The organism is Pseudorhodoplanes sp. (assembly GCF_035565795.1).
Classification (GTDB): domain Bacteria; phylum Pseudomonadota; class Alphaproteobacteria; order Rhizobiales; family Xanthobacteraceae; genus Pseudorhodoplanes.
Genome location: NZ_DATMRV010000033.1, coordinates 25,492 through 39,063, shown reverse-complemented (window position 1 = coordinate 39,063; position 13,572 = coordinate 25,492). Strand labels below are relative to the sequence as shown.

Below are 13,572 nucleotides of genomic sequence, written 5' to 3'. Positions count from 1 at the left end.
CGTTTTCCAGTGCCGTCTGCAGGCTCGCCGCATCGGTGAACGCGACGTTGCTGCCGGAGACGCCGTTGCCGCCCTCGTCGGATTCGAACACCGTCGTCACACCGTTATAGGTGATCGAAATCGTGTCGCCGTCGGCGGTGTTGTTCGCGATGTCGGTTGCGTCGATGACCAGCGTTGCAACACTCGACGCCGTTGCGGAACCGAGCACGCTGGAAAGCGTGGCAGAGCTCGTCTCGGACACCGGAGCAGCCGCGGTGTCGGCTGCGATGGCGCCGCCGGTGATCGTCTGCGAGTAAGTGGCAGCCGGAGCGGTCGCTGCCTGGGCCTGCTTGGCGATCGACTTGGCGGATTCAACCAGCTTGGTCAGCGAGGTGATGCCGGTGTCGGCGGCCTTCAGGGTCTGCTGGGCCTGACCGATCGAGTCGAGTAGCGAGTTCAGGTCGCTGGCGCGATTGTTGAGAGACTGCGAGGTGAAGAAGTTGGTCGGATTGTCGAGAGCCGAGTTGACCTTCTTGCCGGTAGCAAGGCGGTTCTGCGTGATGCTCATCATTTCGGCAGTCGACTGCAGCGAGAGCAGGTTCTGACGAACTGATGCCGAGAGGGTGATGTTGGAAGCCATAGCGAGTCAACCTTTCTGGTCGTGAAGATATTGCGAGATCCATCCGGATCGCCGCCGGTGATGACATGGCTCCCTTCAAGGCCGCGTAAAAAATCATGGTTAACGAGTTGATAGCGGATGAATCGCAGCCCCTGATTTCCAAGGCGCTTATTCATGTTTTGGTAACGTGCAGCCGTCGCAAATCGTTAACGATTGCGGTGCTCACACCCGTGTCCTGGTGATGCGGCGAAGTCACCAGCGATACATCACACCTGGATATCCGCGTGCGGGCTGTCGGCGTTGTCTTGCGTAATGTCGGGCGTCGCAGCGTTGCGGCCATAGGCCTTCTCCCGCAGCATCGCTTCATCCCTGCGCGCACGCCGACGCTGTTCGCGCTGCTCGCGTTCGCGGTCGAGCACGGCGTGGCATTGCGGATCGAGAGAGGGGTCGCGCATCATCGCGTCGGGCGAATAATGCGACGCGGACGGGTTCTGTGCGGCGTTGACGCTCTGCGACGGCGATAGATCCGTCCTGACGATATTGCCGCGGCCGACCACGGGTCGCGCGAGATTGTCGCGCGGCTTCACCGTGAAGCTCGTGTCCATTGTCACCTCCCGGCGCTGCTGCGCGCAGATGGAACGGATGACGGGACGCTACGACCGGGGCTTTAACTCGCTGTTAGGAAATACGGTAAACCTGCACGTTCTCGCTTTACGATTCGATTGCCGTGGCGTGTCAGAGGACCCGGCTGAGGGTCAGCGGCTGCGCGGCATTGGGGCTCGGCGCGTTGGTGCGGCCGCTTGCGCCATAGGTTGACGGCGCGGCCTTGCGTGCGAGTTCGTCCGACACGCCTCGCATGATGCCCTCCGACACGGCATGTGCGGTGGCGAGCACCGTCAGATTGATCTGCAGCAGCGCGCGGAACTCGTCATGCTTGCGCCTGAGATCGGCAATCTCCTGTTCGTGGCCGGGCTGCGGATTGGCCAATATCGCCTTGAGCTGGCTCGCGCCGGTGTAATAGCGGTTCGCGAGATCAGTCTTTGCCGCCTGCAGGCGCGATGCTTCGGTGAGTGCGCCGGCACGCACCAGCGCAGTCTCCTGCTCGATGATATGCACGATGTCGTCCATCGTGGCGCACAGATCCGACATCGCATCTGCGACTTGCGCTACAGCGGCCATCACTTCGTCTCCACACTCGCGGTCGCGGCGCCGCTGCCTTCCTGCTGCGACATCAGCGTGCGATACACTTCCGACGCGATACCGATGCCGCCATTCTTGGCGAACGACTTTGCATATTCGTCCGTTAGGAACGAACGCCACACGCCAACCGACTTGTCGCCGCCGAACGGTCCTTCGCCATCCATCGCGGTGAACATCTGGTTGAACATTGTATTGAGATAGACGGCCTCGAAGTCTTCCGCCGTCTGTCGCGCCTTTTCGTTCATGCCTTTCGGCGATTTCGCTGACGCAAGCTGCTGCTGCGCGGCGAACGCGGCATGCGCTGACTTGATGCTCGACGCCGTCGTGAGGTTGAAGGTCGCAGCCATCACATCACCTCGATTTCGGCCTGGATGGCACCGGCAACCTTGATGGCCTGCAGGATCGCAATCAGGTCTCGCGGCGAGAGGCCGAGGGCATTCAAACCATCGACGAGCTGCTGCAGCGATACGCCGGCGCGGACGATTGCGAGCTTCCGACCGTCTTCCTGAACGCCGACCTGCGTGCGCGGCACCTCGACCGTCTCGCCAAGAGAGAATGGAGCCGGCTGGCTGACCTGCGGCGCTTCCGAAATCGTAACGGTGAGATTTCCCTGCGCGACCGCAACCGTCGACACGCGCACATCGCGTCCCATCACGATCACACCGGAGCGCTCGTCGATCACGATCTTGGCGGAGGTATCGGGCTCGATCTGCAATTGCTCGATCTCGGTCAGCAGCGCGACCATGTTGGTGTCGCTCTTGCCTGGCAGCGAAAGCAGCACGGTGGATTGATCGAGCGGCTCGGCCGTCGCCGAACCCATGAAGTCGTTGATCGCGGCGGCAATGCGCTTTGCGGTGGTGAAGTCGGCATTGCGCAGGGCAAGCCGCACCTTGCCAAGCCGGTTTAGCTGGAAATCGATCTCGCGCTCGATGATGGCGCCGTTGGAAATCCGACCGACCGTCGGAACCCCGCGCACAATTTTTGCGGCTTCGCCTTCGGCCTGGAACCCGGCGATGGCGATCGATCCCTGTCCCACGGCGTAGACGTTGCCGTCGGCGCCGAGCAGCGGCGTGACGAGGAGGGTGCCGCCTTGCAGGCTCTTCGCATCGCCCATCGCGGAGACGGTGACGTCGATTCGCGTCCCCTGCGTGCCGAACGGCGGCAGGTTCGCGGTCACCATCACGGCGGCGACGTTGCCGGTGCGCAGCTGCTGACCGCGAATATTGACCCCGAGCCGCTCCAGCATCGCTTGCAGCGACTGGCGTGTGAACGGTATGTTGTTGAGGGTGTCGCCGGTTCCATTCAGGCCGACGACGAGCCCGTAGCCGATCAGCTGATTCTGTCGCACGCCCTCGATGTTGGCGAGATCCTTGATGCGCGACGCAGCGGCTTCGGCCGCTCCGCCCGCAGAAAGGATCAGAACCAACGCCGCTGCCGCGACCCGTACAAGTTCAAACGTCCTCGACATCATGCTCCCCATGAAGGTCGGACCTCGCAACCTTCAATGCGAGCGCCGTGCCAGCGGCGTTCGTCGTTTTAAGTCATTGATATTGTGAGACTTTGATCGGCCGGCGCGCGTCTCGCGGCTGCTCGGGGGCGGCAGGCCCTGCCGCATCGCGGCAGCTTTTGCCGGGTTCTTTACCGTTGGTTAACCATACCGGCCCAAGCTCCGGATATGCGAATTTCAGCCAGTTCGACCACCACGGTGATGCGCGACACGCCGGCGGCCCGGCGTGCCGGGGGTGGCATCTTTTCGCTGTCTGACGGCACAAGCAGTGCCGCCCGGACGACCGCGGGGCATCTTCAGGCCATCTCCGGGGTCGATGTGCTGGTTGCGCTGCAAGGTGTGGAAGACAGGACCGAACGGCGGAAGCGCGCGGTGCGGGGAGGGCGGGCCGCCCTTGATGCCCTGGAGGCTCTGAAAGTCGGGCTTTTGACCGGTTCGCTGGATCAGCCGGCCCTGAATCGCCTGAAAGCGGTGGCCGGCGAGCTGACGGCGCAGACCGGCGAGCCGGGCCTCGATCAAACGCTGGCGGAGATCGATCTCCGCGTCCAGGTTGAGATCGCCAAGTTATCGCGCCGCTGAGGCTTTTGGGACACGGCCAAATCGCCAAAAGCCTGAGATTCCAAGTACATATTATGACACAACGGTAATGCTGGATAATAAATCGGTGTTGTAGGCAATACCCTGCCCCGTTATAAGCTCGCCGCCGCGAGGGGGTGACTCGCGCATTGCGGAGTGATCAGGGATGTCGGTCAAATTGAAAGATTACCGGCCGTCTGAAAAAGAGCCGTTCATGAATGAGAAGCAACGCGAATACTTCCGCGCCAAGCTTCTTGCCTGGAAAGAGGATATTCTCAAAGAGGCACGTGAAACCCTGCAACATCTGCAGGACGAGAACCAGAATCATCCGGATCTTGCCGATCGTGCTTCTTCCGAGACCGACCGCGCGATTGAGCTTCGTGCCCGCGACAGACAGCGCAAGCTGATTGCCAAAATCGATGCGGCCATCGCCCGTATCGACGAAGGCACCTACGGCTATTGCGAGGAAACCGGCGAACCGATTTCCTTGCGACGGCTTGAGGCCCGTCCGATTGCAACGCTGTCGATCGAGGCGCAGGAGCGTCACGAGCGGCGTGAGCGGGTCTATCGCGACGACTGAGCTGGGTTCCAGACGGTCGGGCGCAGATAAACCGGAGTGATCCGCCATCTGCGGGTTCGCGGACGGCGCCATCGGGGTCGCGCCCTGTAGCACCCAAGCCTGCCCCGGAAAAAATCGCTGCATTGACAACAGTGGCCGCCTGCAGGCACCTCGTATCGTGAGGTCAGAACGCGTGGCGGGGCATGGCGGCGGCTGAGGCGAACACCGAACTCATCCAGGTCGTTGCTTTGCTGGGCGCCGGCGTGGTCGCCGCCCCGGTCTTTATTCGCCTAGGGCTCGGATCGGTGCTCGGCTATCTCAGTGCCGGCGTGATCATCGGCCCGTTCGGGCTCGGGCTTTTCACCAATCCGCAAGCGATCATCCACACCGCTGAACTCGGCGTGGTGATGTTCCTGTTCCTGATCGGGCTCGAAATGCAGCCCTCGCGATTGTGGGGACTGAGACGCGAAATTTTCGGGCTTGGCGCGGCGCAGGTGATGCTGTGCGGCCTGTTGCTGACCGGCGTTGGAATGTTCTTCGGCCTTCCGGCGAAGGTTTCGTTCTTCGCCGCGATGGGCTTCGTGCTGACCTCGACCGCCGTGGTGATGCAGGTGCTCAACGAGCGCGGGGATACCGGCACGCCCGAAGGCCAGCGCATGATCTCGATCCTGCTGCTCGAGGATCTCGCGATCGTGCCGCTGCTTGCGCTTGTCGCATTGCTGACGCCGGGTGGCCAGGACACCGGAGAACCGGCCTGGCTTTCGGTGCTGATCGCGGCCGCCGCCATCGCCGCCCTGCTTGCCGCCGGGCGCTGGCTGCTCAATCCGCTCTTTGGATTGCTGGCCGCGGCGCGCGCTCGCGAAGTGATGACGGCTGCTGCGCTTCTTGTCGTTCTCGGTTCGGCATTGCTCATGCAATCGGTCGGCGTGACGATGGCGATGGGCGCCTTCGTTGCCGGTGTCATGCTGTCGGAATCGACGTTCCGCCATCAGCTTGAAGCCGACATCGAACCGTTTCGCGGCATCCTGCTGGGTCTGTTCTTCCTCGGCGTTGGAATGGCGCTCGACCTCTCGGTGATCAGAACCGACTGGCAGTTCCTCATTGCCGGCGTGCTCGCCTATATGGTCGTGAAGTCGATCGGCATCTACACGGTCGCGCGTGTGTTCGGGGCGCCGAACCGCGAGGCGATCTATCGCGCCGGGCTGTTTTCGCAGGGCGGCGAATTTGCCTTCGTGCTCTACGCCGCCGCGGCGAATGCGGGGATTTTCACCGGCCGCGTCAATGCGCTGATGACCACCGTGGTCATCATCTCGATGGCGCTCACCCCGCTTGCGGTTCTCGCGCTGCAATGGCTGACGCCCAAGCGCGAGCAGTCGCTCGACGGCGTCGAAGAGCCCAATGATCTGTCGGCTACCGTCCTGATCATCGGCTTTGGCCGGTTCGGCCAGGTGGCGAGCCAATCCCTGCTGGCGCGCGGCTATGACGTGACCATCATCGACAACGATACCGAGATGATCCGCAGCGCGGCGGATTTCGGTTTCAAGATCTACTATGGCGATGGTTCGCGGCTCGATCTGCTGGAGGCGTCGGGCGCGCGCAAGGCGCAGCTGATCGCAGTCTGCGTCGACAACCGCTACACCGCCACACGCATTGCCGAGATCGTCATGGAGGATTTCCCGCAAGCCAAACTCATGGTCCGGTCCTTCGACCGCGAACACGCGCTCGAACTCGTGCACAAGGGCGTCGAGACGCAGATCCGTGAAACCTTCGAATCGGCGCTGAAATTCGGCGAGACGGCCCTGCGTGAGCTTGGCGTGCCGGATGCCGAAGCGGCCGAGATCGCCGATGAATTGCGCCGGCGGGATGCAGAGCGCTTTGCGCTTGAAGTGGCAGGCGGTATCGGCGCAGGTGCCGACCTCATGCACGGCAATGTGCCGAAACCGACACCGTTCACGAAGCCGAAGCGCGCCGGGCAGGTGCTGGGCGAACAGCCGCCGGCGGACGAAGTCTGACAGCGTTATCCCCGGCGCAGCAGGAACCACGCCAGCGCTGCGGGAATGCCGAAGATCGGAATGAAGGCGCCGATCTCGTTGAGAACGGGAATGCCGACACGGACATGGCCGTACAGTCCGTTCAGGATCGATACGACGAGCCAGATCCAGACAAAGTACCACGCGCCGTTAAAGTCGGCGCCAAGGAAGCGTGGTCCGTAATGCATGACGGTGAGTGCGGCTACTCCGATCACAACGAACATCAGAATGTGCATGGAAGGTCCCCCGATATCCGCAGAACTATAGCAGGCGCATCGGCCGAAACGAGCGCGGCCTCCGGCAGGGGAGCTTGCCGGAGGCCGCGTCATGTCGCCCTTCCGGCATTCGGCCGGAGGGGCGTGGGAGATTGGGTCCGCGCTTCCGCGGACAATCGGTGAAGCTAGAACGGGAGCAGGATGTCCATCACCTGCTGTCCGTAGCGCGGCTGCTGCATGTCGGTGAGCTGGCCGCGGCCGCCATAGGCGATGCGGGCCTGCGCGATCTTCGTTGAATCGATGGTGTTGTCGCTTTCGATGTCTTCCGGCCGCACGACGCCGGCGACCACCAGTTCGCGGACCTCGAAATTGACGCGCACTTCCTGGCGTCCTTCGAGAACGAGATTACCGTTCGGCAGAACCTGCGTGACGACGCCGGCGATGTTGGTGAACACCTCATCCTTGCGATCGGTCGTCCCCTTGCCTTCGGTTGACGTGGTCGAGTCGGTGCTGAGCAGCGTGCTCGGCACCTGCGCCTTGATCAGCCCGGGAAGCGCGGTCTTGCCGAGGAAATCGTCCACGGCGGCCTTGTCGTTCGCCTTACGCCGCCGCTGCGTTTCGTTCTCGACCGAGGCCTTGTCGTCGATCTTGACCTTGACGGTCAGGATGTCGCCGACCTGATGCGCGCGCTGATCCTTGAAGAAGGCGCGCGAACCATTCCGCCAGAGCGAGTTCGGATTGTAGGACGCAGGCTGCGGCATCGGCATCGGCATCTGGACCGGCTTGTAGCCCGGCGCCGTTGTCGGATTTTCGATCGGCGAGAGCGGAGGCTGTTCGCCGATGGTGCGCAGGCGGTCGATCGAGGAGCAGCCGCCAAGCAGCGCCGCGAGAACGACGATGCGCAGGATTCGCGACGGGGCATGTACGACAGGCATGACTTACTGTGCCTTGGTAAGGGCTGCGGAGGAGATGACGCGGGGCGTGAGCGAGGTCACCGTGATCTGGTTCGGACCGGTGACCACGCCCTGAACGGTGCGCTTCGACTGAACATTGAGGACGTTGACCGTGTCGCCCATCGAGCCGGATTCCTCGGCCTTGCCGCGCGCGGTCAGGACGATGCCCGGCACCTCGTAGACGATCATCACGGACTCGCTGCGCTTGACCAGCACCGGCCGTGCAAGATCGGTGGTGCGGATCGCCTGTCCGGCGCGCAGCGGTTGCTGCGCAGCCATGCCGACAGCGGCCGACAGATCGCGGACGGTGTCGTTCTGCAGTTCGGTCTTCGGGCGCTTCTCGAGCTTGACGTCGGAAGCGCGCAGCACGTCGCCGCGCGCGATCGGGCGGGCGAGCACCACGGCGTCATAGGCTTCGTTTGCGCTGCCGGTCAGGCGCACATGCGCTTCGCCGGACTGGAACGTCAGGTCGAAGCGGCCGCCGCGCGGATCGAACTGCATGCGCGAAGGCATCAGCGGGCCGGTTTCGTTCGGATCGAGATGGAGCGTCGGCGCGGGCATGTCCAGCATCACGGCGATGTTGGCTGCGTCGCCGATGCGCAGGCGTTCAGCGACAATCTCCGCGATGCGGCGCTTGATCTCGTTCGCGCCGATCATCCGGCTTGCGCGGGTGACGGACACCTGGGACAGGCCGTTTGGGTCGATGTCGATATTGTGCGGACGCAAGGCCTCGATGACCGCGGCGACGCGCACGCTGCCGGTCTCGCCGAGATCGGGCGCACGAAACACCGCGATATCGGCTTTCTCCGTTTCGACATCGGCGACGAGGTCGCCGATGCGGACGAGGTCGCCGGAGACGAGCACGGTCGGCCGCAGCGATGGCGTCTGGGCGTTGGCGGAGCTGGCGAGGGCGATGAGAGCCAGGGCTGCAAGTCGCGTCATCATCGGTCTTGCTCCTTATCGCATCATGCCGGTCGTGGACTGCAGCATCTGGTCTGCGGCCGACACGACCTTCGCGTTCATTTCGTAAGCGCGTTGTGCGGCGATCAGATCGGAGATTTCGCTGACCGCTTCGACATTGGCCTGTTCGAGCGAGTTCTGCAGCAGGCTGCCGTAGCCAAGCGTGCTCGGAGTGCCGAGCTGCGGCGTGCCCGACGACGGGGTTTCGAGGAACAGGTTGTCGCCGATGCCTTGTAGGCCGGACTTGTTGATGAACACCGCGAGCTGGATCTGTCCGATCTGGGTCGGCGTCGTCGTGCCTGCGGGCGTCACGAACACCTGGCCCTGCACGTTGACGGACAGGCCGGTCGAGTTGGCAGGGACCGTGATGGTCGGCTGCACCAGATTGCCTTGCGCGGTGACCAGCCGGCCGGTCGCATCGATGGCGAACGAACCGTCGCGCGTATAGGCGGTGCGGCCGTCGGGCAGGGTGATCGGGAACAGTCCTTCGCCCCGGATCGCGACGTCGGTTTCCTTGCCGGTCGTGGTGATCGGCCCCTGCGTCATAAGGCGCGGCGTGCCGACGGTCTTTACGCCGGAGCCGAGCTCGATGCCGGCGGGCAGGATATTGCCTTGCTCGGATGTCTGCGTTCCGACGCGCTTGACGTGCTCGTAGAGCAGGTCCTGGAATTCCGCGCGCTGCCGCTTGTAGCCGGTCGTGCGCATGTTCGCGATGTTGTTGGAAATGACCTGAACGTTGAGTTCCTGGGCCATCATTCCGGTCGCGGCTGTATGCAGGGCTCGCATGCGCGTTCCTCGTGATTACGCTGGTACTTCGGCAAGACGCTCGATCGCCGAGCGCCGTGTGTCGCCGTGCTGCTGAAGCAGCCCTGCGATCTGCGTGTAGTGGCGGCTGACCTCGATCATCCGCGTCATTTCGACGACAGCCTTTACGTTGGACTGCTCGAGAGCGCCCTGCATGACGTGCGGATATTGTGTCGCCGTCGGCTGCATGTCGTCGGCCGCCTTGAAGGTTGAGCCACCGTCCTTCTGGAGGCGTTGCGGGTTCTCAAAGGTAACGACCCGCAGCTTGCCGCGGACGCCGTCCGGCACGGAGATCGTTCCGTCGCGGCTGATCGTGATGTCCTTGTCGGTGGTCTGAAACTGGATGGGGCCGCTGTTTCCGAGGACCGCATGTCCCTCGCTGTTGACCAGCTGGCCCTGCGCGTTGATCTGGAATGAGCCGTTGCGGGTGTAGCGCTCGCCGCCCGGCGTCTGCACCACGAGGAAAGACTTTTCATCGACGGCCACATCGAGCGGGTTGCCGGTCTCACGGATCGCTCCCTGACCGAAATCGTGCCAGGTCGAGCGATCGTGGACGAACGACATCTTGCGGTCGCGCCGCCGGAAGTCGTCGTGACTGGCGCCTGGCATCATGAATTCTTCAAACACCGCTGTGCCGGCCTTGAAGCCGGTGGTGTTGATGTTCGCGATGTTGTTCGACACCACGTCGAGTTCGCGCCGCAGCGACATTTGCCGCGACAACCCGATCAGAAGGGCATTCTCCATCCCGATCTCCCCCAGTGATCGCGGGTTGCACCCTCCCAAGGTGTTAACCGCGACAGCCTGTCCCGGCTCTCCCAAGCCTCGACGCCAACCTGCTTTGCAGCAGTCGTGCCAACGGGGAAAATCCAGTGATTTTAGTATCTTAGCTAAAATCGGCGGCTGTTCGACCCTGCCGCCACGGCAATTCCGGCCCGCCCAACCCGGCAAAAACTTCCTGCTTTCGAGGCGTTGGAAAGTTTTCGTTAACCATCATGGCCATACTTTGCACCGACAGGTTGCGAAGGCTTCGTTGAAAGCCCGCGCCACACCGGGGGCTCACGATGGCTGACAGGAAAAAGCGCGCCGAAGCCGATAGCGATCAGGACGGGGAGGGCGCCGCCAAGGCGCCACCGGCCAAGTCGAAGCGCAAGCTGATCATCATGATCGCTGCCGCGCTTCTGGTTCTCGGCGGCGGCGGGGGCGCGGCCTTCTTCGCTTTCAAGCCGAAGCCCAAGCCGGCGGTGGCGACGTCGCAACCAAAGCCGCCGGCTTTCCTCGATCTGCCCGATACGCTGGTCAATCTCTCCAATACCGGAGGCGACCGCCCGCAATATCTCAAGGTCAAGATCGTTCTCGAACTGCCGGACGCCACCATGGTTCAGCAGGTCCAGCCGGTCATGCCGCGGGTGATGGATTCGTTTCAGACCTATCTGCGCGAACTGCGTCCCACCGACCTGGACGGCTCCGCGGGTCTTTACCGGTTGAAGGAAGAACTGACCCGCCGGGTCAATTATGCGATCGCGCCGAACCGCGTGAACGCCGTTCTGTTCAAGGAAATCGTGGTCCAGTGACACCGGTCGATCAGGACGCACTCGCCGCGGATTGGGGACGCAGCATCGAAGGCGGCGATGCGTCCGACGTGACGGCTGCGCCGTCGTCCAGAGCATCGGCCGAAGGCGGCCCGGCCATCAGCGACCAATGGGCCGCGATGGTGGACGAGAGCAAGCTCAATCAGAAGGGCGCGTCGGAACGCGTTCTCAATCAGGAAGAAATCGACAGCCTGCTTGGCTTCAGCCTCGCCGACGTCAACTTCAACGACAATTCCGGCATTCGCGCCATCATCGATTCGGCGATGGTGTCGTACGAGCGTCTGCCGATGCTCGAAATCGTCTTCGACCGGCTGGTCCGGCTACTGACGACGAGCCTGCGCAATTTCACCTCCGACAACGTCGAAGTTTCGCTCGATCGTATCACCTCGGTGCGCTTCGGCGATTACATCAATTCGATCCCGCTGCCGACGATCCTTGCGGTCTTCAAGGCGGAGCAATGGGACAATTTCGGGCTGATCACGGTCAACTCGAGCCTGATCTACTCGATGATCGATGTGCTGCTGGGCGGGCGCCGCGGATCGAGCTCGCTGCGGGTCGAAGGCCGGCCTTACACGACGATCGAAACCAGCCTCGTCAAGCGCATGGTCGAGGTCATCCTCGCCGATGCAGAACTCGCCTTCAAGCCGCTCTCTCCGGTCGAATTCAACATCGACCGCATCGAGAGCAATCCTCGTTTCGCTGCGATCACGCGTCCGGCCAATGCCGCGATCCTGGTGCGTTTCCGCATCGACATGGAAGACCGCGGCGGAACCGCCGAATTGTTGCTGCCTTATGCCACCATCGAACCGATCCGTGGCGTTCTGCTGCAGATGTTCATGGGCGAAAAATTCGGCCGCGATCACATCTGGGAAGAGCATCTGGCGACCGAGATCGGGCAGGCGGAAATCAGCGTCGACGCGGTGCTGTACGAGGCGCGGCTGCCGCTGCGTCAGATGATGAATCTGCAGGTCGGCGACACGCTGCCTCTTGAAATCCGTCCCGATGCGCTGGTGACGTTGCGTTGCGGCGACGTTTCGCTGACGGAAGGCCGCATGGGCCGGGTGGGGGATCGCGTGTCGGTGCGGGTCGCGAAACCGCTGCGCAAACCCAAAATGACTTATGCGATGTTCGAGAACGCGGACGACTCGAAGAAGCACGTGGAGGCTCCATGAGCTACGGTTTCGGACTGACAATTGAATCGCTCGTTGCGATCCTGCTGCTTCTGACGATTCTCTATTGCGCGCGCCTCAACAAGCAGATCGAGCGGCTGAAGGCCGATGAGAAGCTGATGAAGGCGAGCGTGGTCGAACTGGTGGCGGCGACGGAACGCGCCGAGCGCGCGATTGCGGGGCTCAAGGTGACGGCCAGGGAGACCGAGGACACGCTCGGCGGGCGATTGCGCGAGGCGGAAGCTTATTGCAAGGCGATCGCGACGAGCGTGCAGGCCGGCGAGGAAGTGCTCGGCCGCCTGCGCAAGATCGCATACGCCAATACGCTGCTCGGAGCCGAGGCAACGCCGGAGCCGGATATGGCGCCGGCGCCTCCCGCCAATGACGCCAAGGCTGTGGCCGCGGCGGCTCAGGCCTTTGCTGAGCGCGCACGCGCGCGTGCACATGGGCGCGCTGCATGACGCTGCTGTTTCATCGTCTGCGTCTCGTTCCCATCGTGCTGATTGCGGCGGCAGGACTGTTCCTGCTCAAGGTGTCCGGCATCGTGCTGGACGGTGGCTACACGCTCGGCGCCGGTTATCACGCGAAGCATGACCGCGCTGCGCATGAGCCGGCGAACGTCGTCGTCCGGTCGACCCCGGCAAGCCAGGTACCCGAGCCGGCCCGCCCGAAATCCTGGGCGCAGGAAATGTTCGGGTATCCGGACGTGACGGGTTCGGTGGGTGCGAGCAAGCCCGCACCCTCCAAGGACGCCGCCGCTGCCGAAAAGCCGGCGTCGGACCAGCCCGTCGATCCCAAATACGCGAGGACCCCGCCAAAGGCGCCGACACCCGGCACCCTCGTGCAACTCGATCAACCGCAGATGTCGCCGTCGGAACGCGCCTTGCTGGAGCGGCTCTCTGAACGGCGCATGGAGCTCGAGAAGCGCCACAGCGAACTCGACATGCGCGAGACGCTGCTCAAGGCGGCCGAGAAGAGGCTCGATGAGCGGCTCAAGGAGCTCAAGCAGGCCGAGGAACGGATCGTTTCAGCGACGCAGCACAAGGAAGAAGTCGAAATCCAGCGACTGAAGAACCTCGTGACGATGTACGAGGGTATGAAGGCCAAGGATGCCGCGAAGATCTTCGAGAAGCTCGACGTGAAGCTTGCGACCGACGTGGCGCGCCTCATTCAGCCGCGTCGGATGGCCGACATTCTCTCGCAGATGACGCCGGAGGCGGCGCAACGTCTGACGGTCTCGCTGGCAGCGCATGCGCAGGCCGACCCCAAAGCAAAATCGCTGGACCTGCCGAAGATCGAAGGCCGGCCGAGCGGGTCCTGACGCCTGCCGATCGACGAGGATCGCCGTCGCGCAGGAGCGGGCGATTGGTCGCGCAGAAGCTCACTTCAGTCCTTCCCGGAAGGTGGTAGGA

Annotated in this window: 16 protein-coding genes and 1 pseudogene; 7 read left to right on the top strand and 10 right to left on the bottom strand. The window is 63.1% G+C overall.

Annotated features, from left to right (window positions below; translation table 11 throughout):
• The 5 genes and pseudogenes from VNZ93_RS03310 to VNZ93_RS03290 form a co-directional block, all read right to left on the bottom strand.
• Positions 1-619: pseudogene (locus VNZ93_RS03310) on the bottom strand (flagellar protein); the annotation flags it as partial.
• Between the two features lie 245 nt (positions 620-864).
• Positions 865-1,203, bottom strand: coding sequence for a hypothetical protein (locus tag VNZ93_RS03305; protein WP_325700038.1), 339 nt, complete (start codon positions 1,201-1,203; stop codon positions 865-867).
• Positions 1,204-1,333: 130 nt separating this feature from the next.
• Positions 1,334-1,777, bottom strand: coding sequence for a hypothetical protein (locus tag VNZ93_RS03300; protein WP_325700035.1), 444 nt, complete (start codon positions 1,775-1,777; stop codon positions 1,334-1,336).
• Positions 1,777-2,145 carry a flagellar assembly peptidoglycan hydrolase FlgJ gene (gene flgJ, locus VNZ93_RS03295; protein ID WP_325700033.1) on the bottom strand — a complete coding sequence of 123 codons (369 nt, stop codon included), beginning with the start codon at positions 2,143-2,145 and terminating at the stop codon, positions 1,777-1,779. Before flgJ ends, VNZ93_RS03300 begins: the two co-directional genes overlap by 1 nt.
• Positions 2,145-3,266: a flagellar basal body P-ring protein FlgI gene (locus VNZ93_RS03290; protein ID WP_325700031.1), complete on the bottom strand. Its 1,122-nt coding sequence runs from the start codon at positions 3,264-3,266 to the stop codon at positions 2,145-2,147. The genes flgJ and VNZ93_RS03290 overlap by 1 nt, the downstream gene beginning before the upstream one ends.
• A gap of 207 nt (positions 3,267-3,473) precedes the next feature.
• On the opposite strand from VNZ93_RS03290, the gene VNZ93_RS03285 reads away from it, so the two are divergent.
• The 3 genes from VNZ93_RS03285 to VNZ93_RS03275 all read left to right on the top strand — a co-directional run bounded on the left by VNZ93_RS03285 (position 3,474) and on the right by VNZ93_RS03275 (position 6,452).
• Complete coding sequence (locus VNZ93_RS03285; protein ID WP_325700028.1) at positions 3,474-3,884, top strand: flagellar assembly protein FliX; 411 nt, start codon at positions 3,474-3,476, stop codon at positions 3,882-3,884.
• A 163-nt stretch (positions 3,885-4,047) separates the two neighbouring features.
• Complete coding sequence (gene dksA, locus VNZ93_RS03280) at positions 4,048-4,461, top strand: RNA polymerase-binding protein DksA (RefSeq protein ID WP_325700025.1); 414 nt, start codon at positions 4,048-4,050, stop codon at positions 4,459-4,461.
• 182 nt (positions 4,462-4,643) lie between these two features.
• Positions 4,644-6,452, top strand: coding sequence for a monovalent cation:proton antiporter-2 (CPA2) family protein (locus VNZ93_RS03275; RefSeq protein ID WP_325700022.1), 1,809 nt, complete (start codon positions 4,644-4,646; stop codon positions 6,450-6,452).
• A 5-nt stretch (positions 6,453-6,457) separates the two neighbouring features.
• On the opposite strand, the gene VNZ93_RS03270 is transcribed toward VNZ93_RS03275, so the two are convergent.
• The 5 genes from VNZ93_RS03270 to flgF form a co-directional block, all read right to left on the bottom strand.
• Positions 6,458-6,706, bottom strand: coding sequence for a hypothetical protein (locus tag VNZ93_RS03270; protein WP_325700020.1), 249 nt, complete (start codon positions 6,704-6,706; stop codon positions 6,458-6,460).
• A 164-nt stretch (positions 6,707-6,870) separates the two neighbouring features.
• Positions 6,871-7,620 (bottom strand): flagellar basal body L-ring protein FlgH, encoded by a 750-nt coding sequence (gene flgH, locus VNZ93_RS03265; protein WP_325700018.1) that lies wholly within the window; start codon positions 7,618-7,620, stop codon positions 6,871-6,873.
• A 3-nt stretch (positions 7,621-7,623) separates the two neighbouring features.
• Positions 7,624-8,583: a flagellar basal body P-ring formation chaperone FlgA gene (gene flgA / locus VNZ93_RS03260; RefSeq protein ID WP_325700014.1), complete on the bottom strand. Its 960-nt coding sequence runs from the start codon at positions 8,581-8,583 to the stop codon at positions 7,624-7,626.
• A gap of 12 nt (positions 8,584-8,595) precedes the next feature.
• The gene (gene flgG / locus VNZ93_RS03255) at positions 8,596-9,384 is read right to left on the bottom strand and encodes a flagellar basal-body rod protein FlgG (protein WP_325700011.1); all 789 of its coding nucleotides are present in this window, start codon (positions 9,382-9,384) and stop codon (positions 8,596-8,598) included.
• A 15-nt stretch (positions 9,385-9,399) separates the two neighbouring features.
• Positions 9,400-10,146 carry a flagellar basal-body rod protein FlgF gene (flgF, locus tag VNZ93_RS03250; protein WP_325700008.1) on the bottom strand — a complete coding sequence of 249 codons (747 nt, stop codon included), beginning with the start codon at positions 10,144-10,146 and terminating at the stop codon, positions 9,400-9,402.
• A 317-nt stretch (positions 10,147-10,463) separates the two neighbouring features.
• Between flgF and fliL the strand changes: the two genes are divergently transcribed.
• The 4 genes from fliL to VNZ93_RS03230 are packed head-to-tail and all read left to right on the top strand — an operon-like array spanning position 10,464 to position 13,481.
• Positions 10,464-10,973 carry a flagellar basal body-associated protein FliL gene (gene fliL, locus VNZ93_RS03245; protein WP_325700006.1) on the top strand — a complete coding sequence of 170 codons (510 nt, stop codon included), beginning with the start codon at positions 10,464-10,466 and terminating at the stop codon, positions 10,971-10,973.
• Positions 10,970-12,163, top strand: coding sequence for a flagellar motor switch protein FliM (fliM, locus tag VNZ93_RS03240; protein ID WP_325700003.1), 1,194 nt, complete (start codon positions 10,970-10,972; stop codon positions 12,161-12,163). Before fliL ends, fliM begins: the two co-directional genes overlap by 4 nt.
• Positions 12,160-12,621, top strand: a complete 462-nt coding sequence (locus VNZ93_RS03235; protein WP_325700000.1) for a DUF6468 domain-containing protein — start codon at positions 12,160-12,162, stop codon at positions 12,619-12,621. The genes fliM and VNZ93_RS03235 overlap by 4 nt, the downstream gene beginning before the upstream one ends.
• Positions 12,618-13,481: a flagellar protein FlbB gene (locus VNZ93_RS03230; protein ID WP_325699997.1), complete on the top strand. Its 864-nt coding sequence runs from the start codon at positions 12,618-12,620 to the stop codon at positions 13,479-13,481. The genes VNZ93_RS03235 and VNZ93_RS03230 overlap by 4 nt, the downstream gene beginning before the upstream one ends.
• The last annotated feature ends 91 nt before the right edge of the window (positions 13,482-13,572 follow it).

Excerpts from the sequence above, each read along its gene's own strand:
- VNZ93_RS03305 (WP_325700038.1), bottom strand. The coding sequence starts at position 1,203 with ATGGACACGAGCTTCACGGTGAAGCCGCGCGACAATCTCGCGCGACCC.
- VNZ93_RS03300 (WP_325700035.1), bottom strand. The coding sequence starts at position 1,777 with ATGGCCGCTGTAGCGCAAGTCGCAGATGCGATGTCGGATCTGTGCGCC.
- flgJ (WP_325700033.1), bottom strand. The coding sequence starts at position 2,145 with ATGGCTGCGACCTTCAACCTCACGACGGCGTCGAGCATCAAGTCAGCG.
- VNZ93_RS03290 (WP_325700031.1), bottom strand. The coding sequence starts at position 3,266 with ATGTCGAGGACGTTTGAACTTGTACGGGTCGCGGCAGCGGCGTTGGTT.
- VNZ93_RS03285 (WP_325700028.1), top strand. The coding sequence starts at position 3,474 with ATGCGAATTTCAGCCAGTTCGACCACCACGGTGATGCGCGACACGCCG.
- dksA (WP_325700025.1), top strand. The coding sequence starts at position 4,048 with ATGTCGGTCAAATTGAAAGATTACCGGCCGTCTGAAAAAGAGCCGTTC.
- VNZ93_RS03275 (WP_325700022.1), top strand. The coding sequence starts at position 4,644 with ATGGCGGCGGCTGAGGCGAACACCGAACTCATCCAGGTCGTTGCTTTG.
- VNZ93_RS03270 (WP_325700020.1), bottom strand. The coding sequence starts at position 6,706 with ATGCACATTCTGATGTTCGTTGTGATCGGAGTAGCCGCACTCACCGTC.
- flgH (WP_325700018.1), bottom strand. The coding sequence starts at position 7,620 with ATGCCTGTCGTACATGCCCCGTCGCGAATCCTGCGCATCGTCGTTCTC.
- flgA (WP_325700014.1), bottom strand. The coding sequence starts at position 8,583 with ATGATGACGCGACTTGCAGCCCTGGCTCTCATCGCCCTCGCCAGCTCC.
- flgG (WP_325700011.1), bottom strand. The coding sequence starts at position 9,384 with ATGCGAGCCCTGCATACAGCCGCGACCGGAATGATGGCCCAGGAACTC.
- flgF (WP_325700008.1), bottom strand. The coding sequence starts at position 10,146 with ATGGAGAATGCCCTTCTGATCGGGTTGTCGCGGCAAATGTCGCTGCGG.
- fliL (WP_325700006.1), top strand. The coding sequence starts at position 10,464 with ATGGCTGACAGGAAAAAGCGCGCCGAAGCCGATAGCGATCAGGACGGG.
- VNZ93_RS03235 (WP_325700000.1), top strand. The coding sequence starts at position 12,160 with ATGAGCTACGGTTTCGGACTGACAATTGAATCGCTCGTTGCGATCCTG.
- VNZ93_RS03230 (WP_325699997.1), top strand. The coding sequence starts at position 12,618 with ATGACGCTGCTGTTTCATCGTCTGCGTCTCGTTCCCATCGTGCTGATT.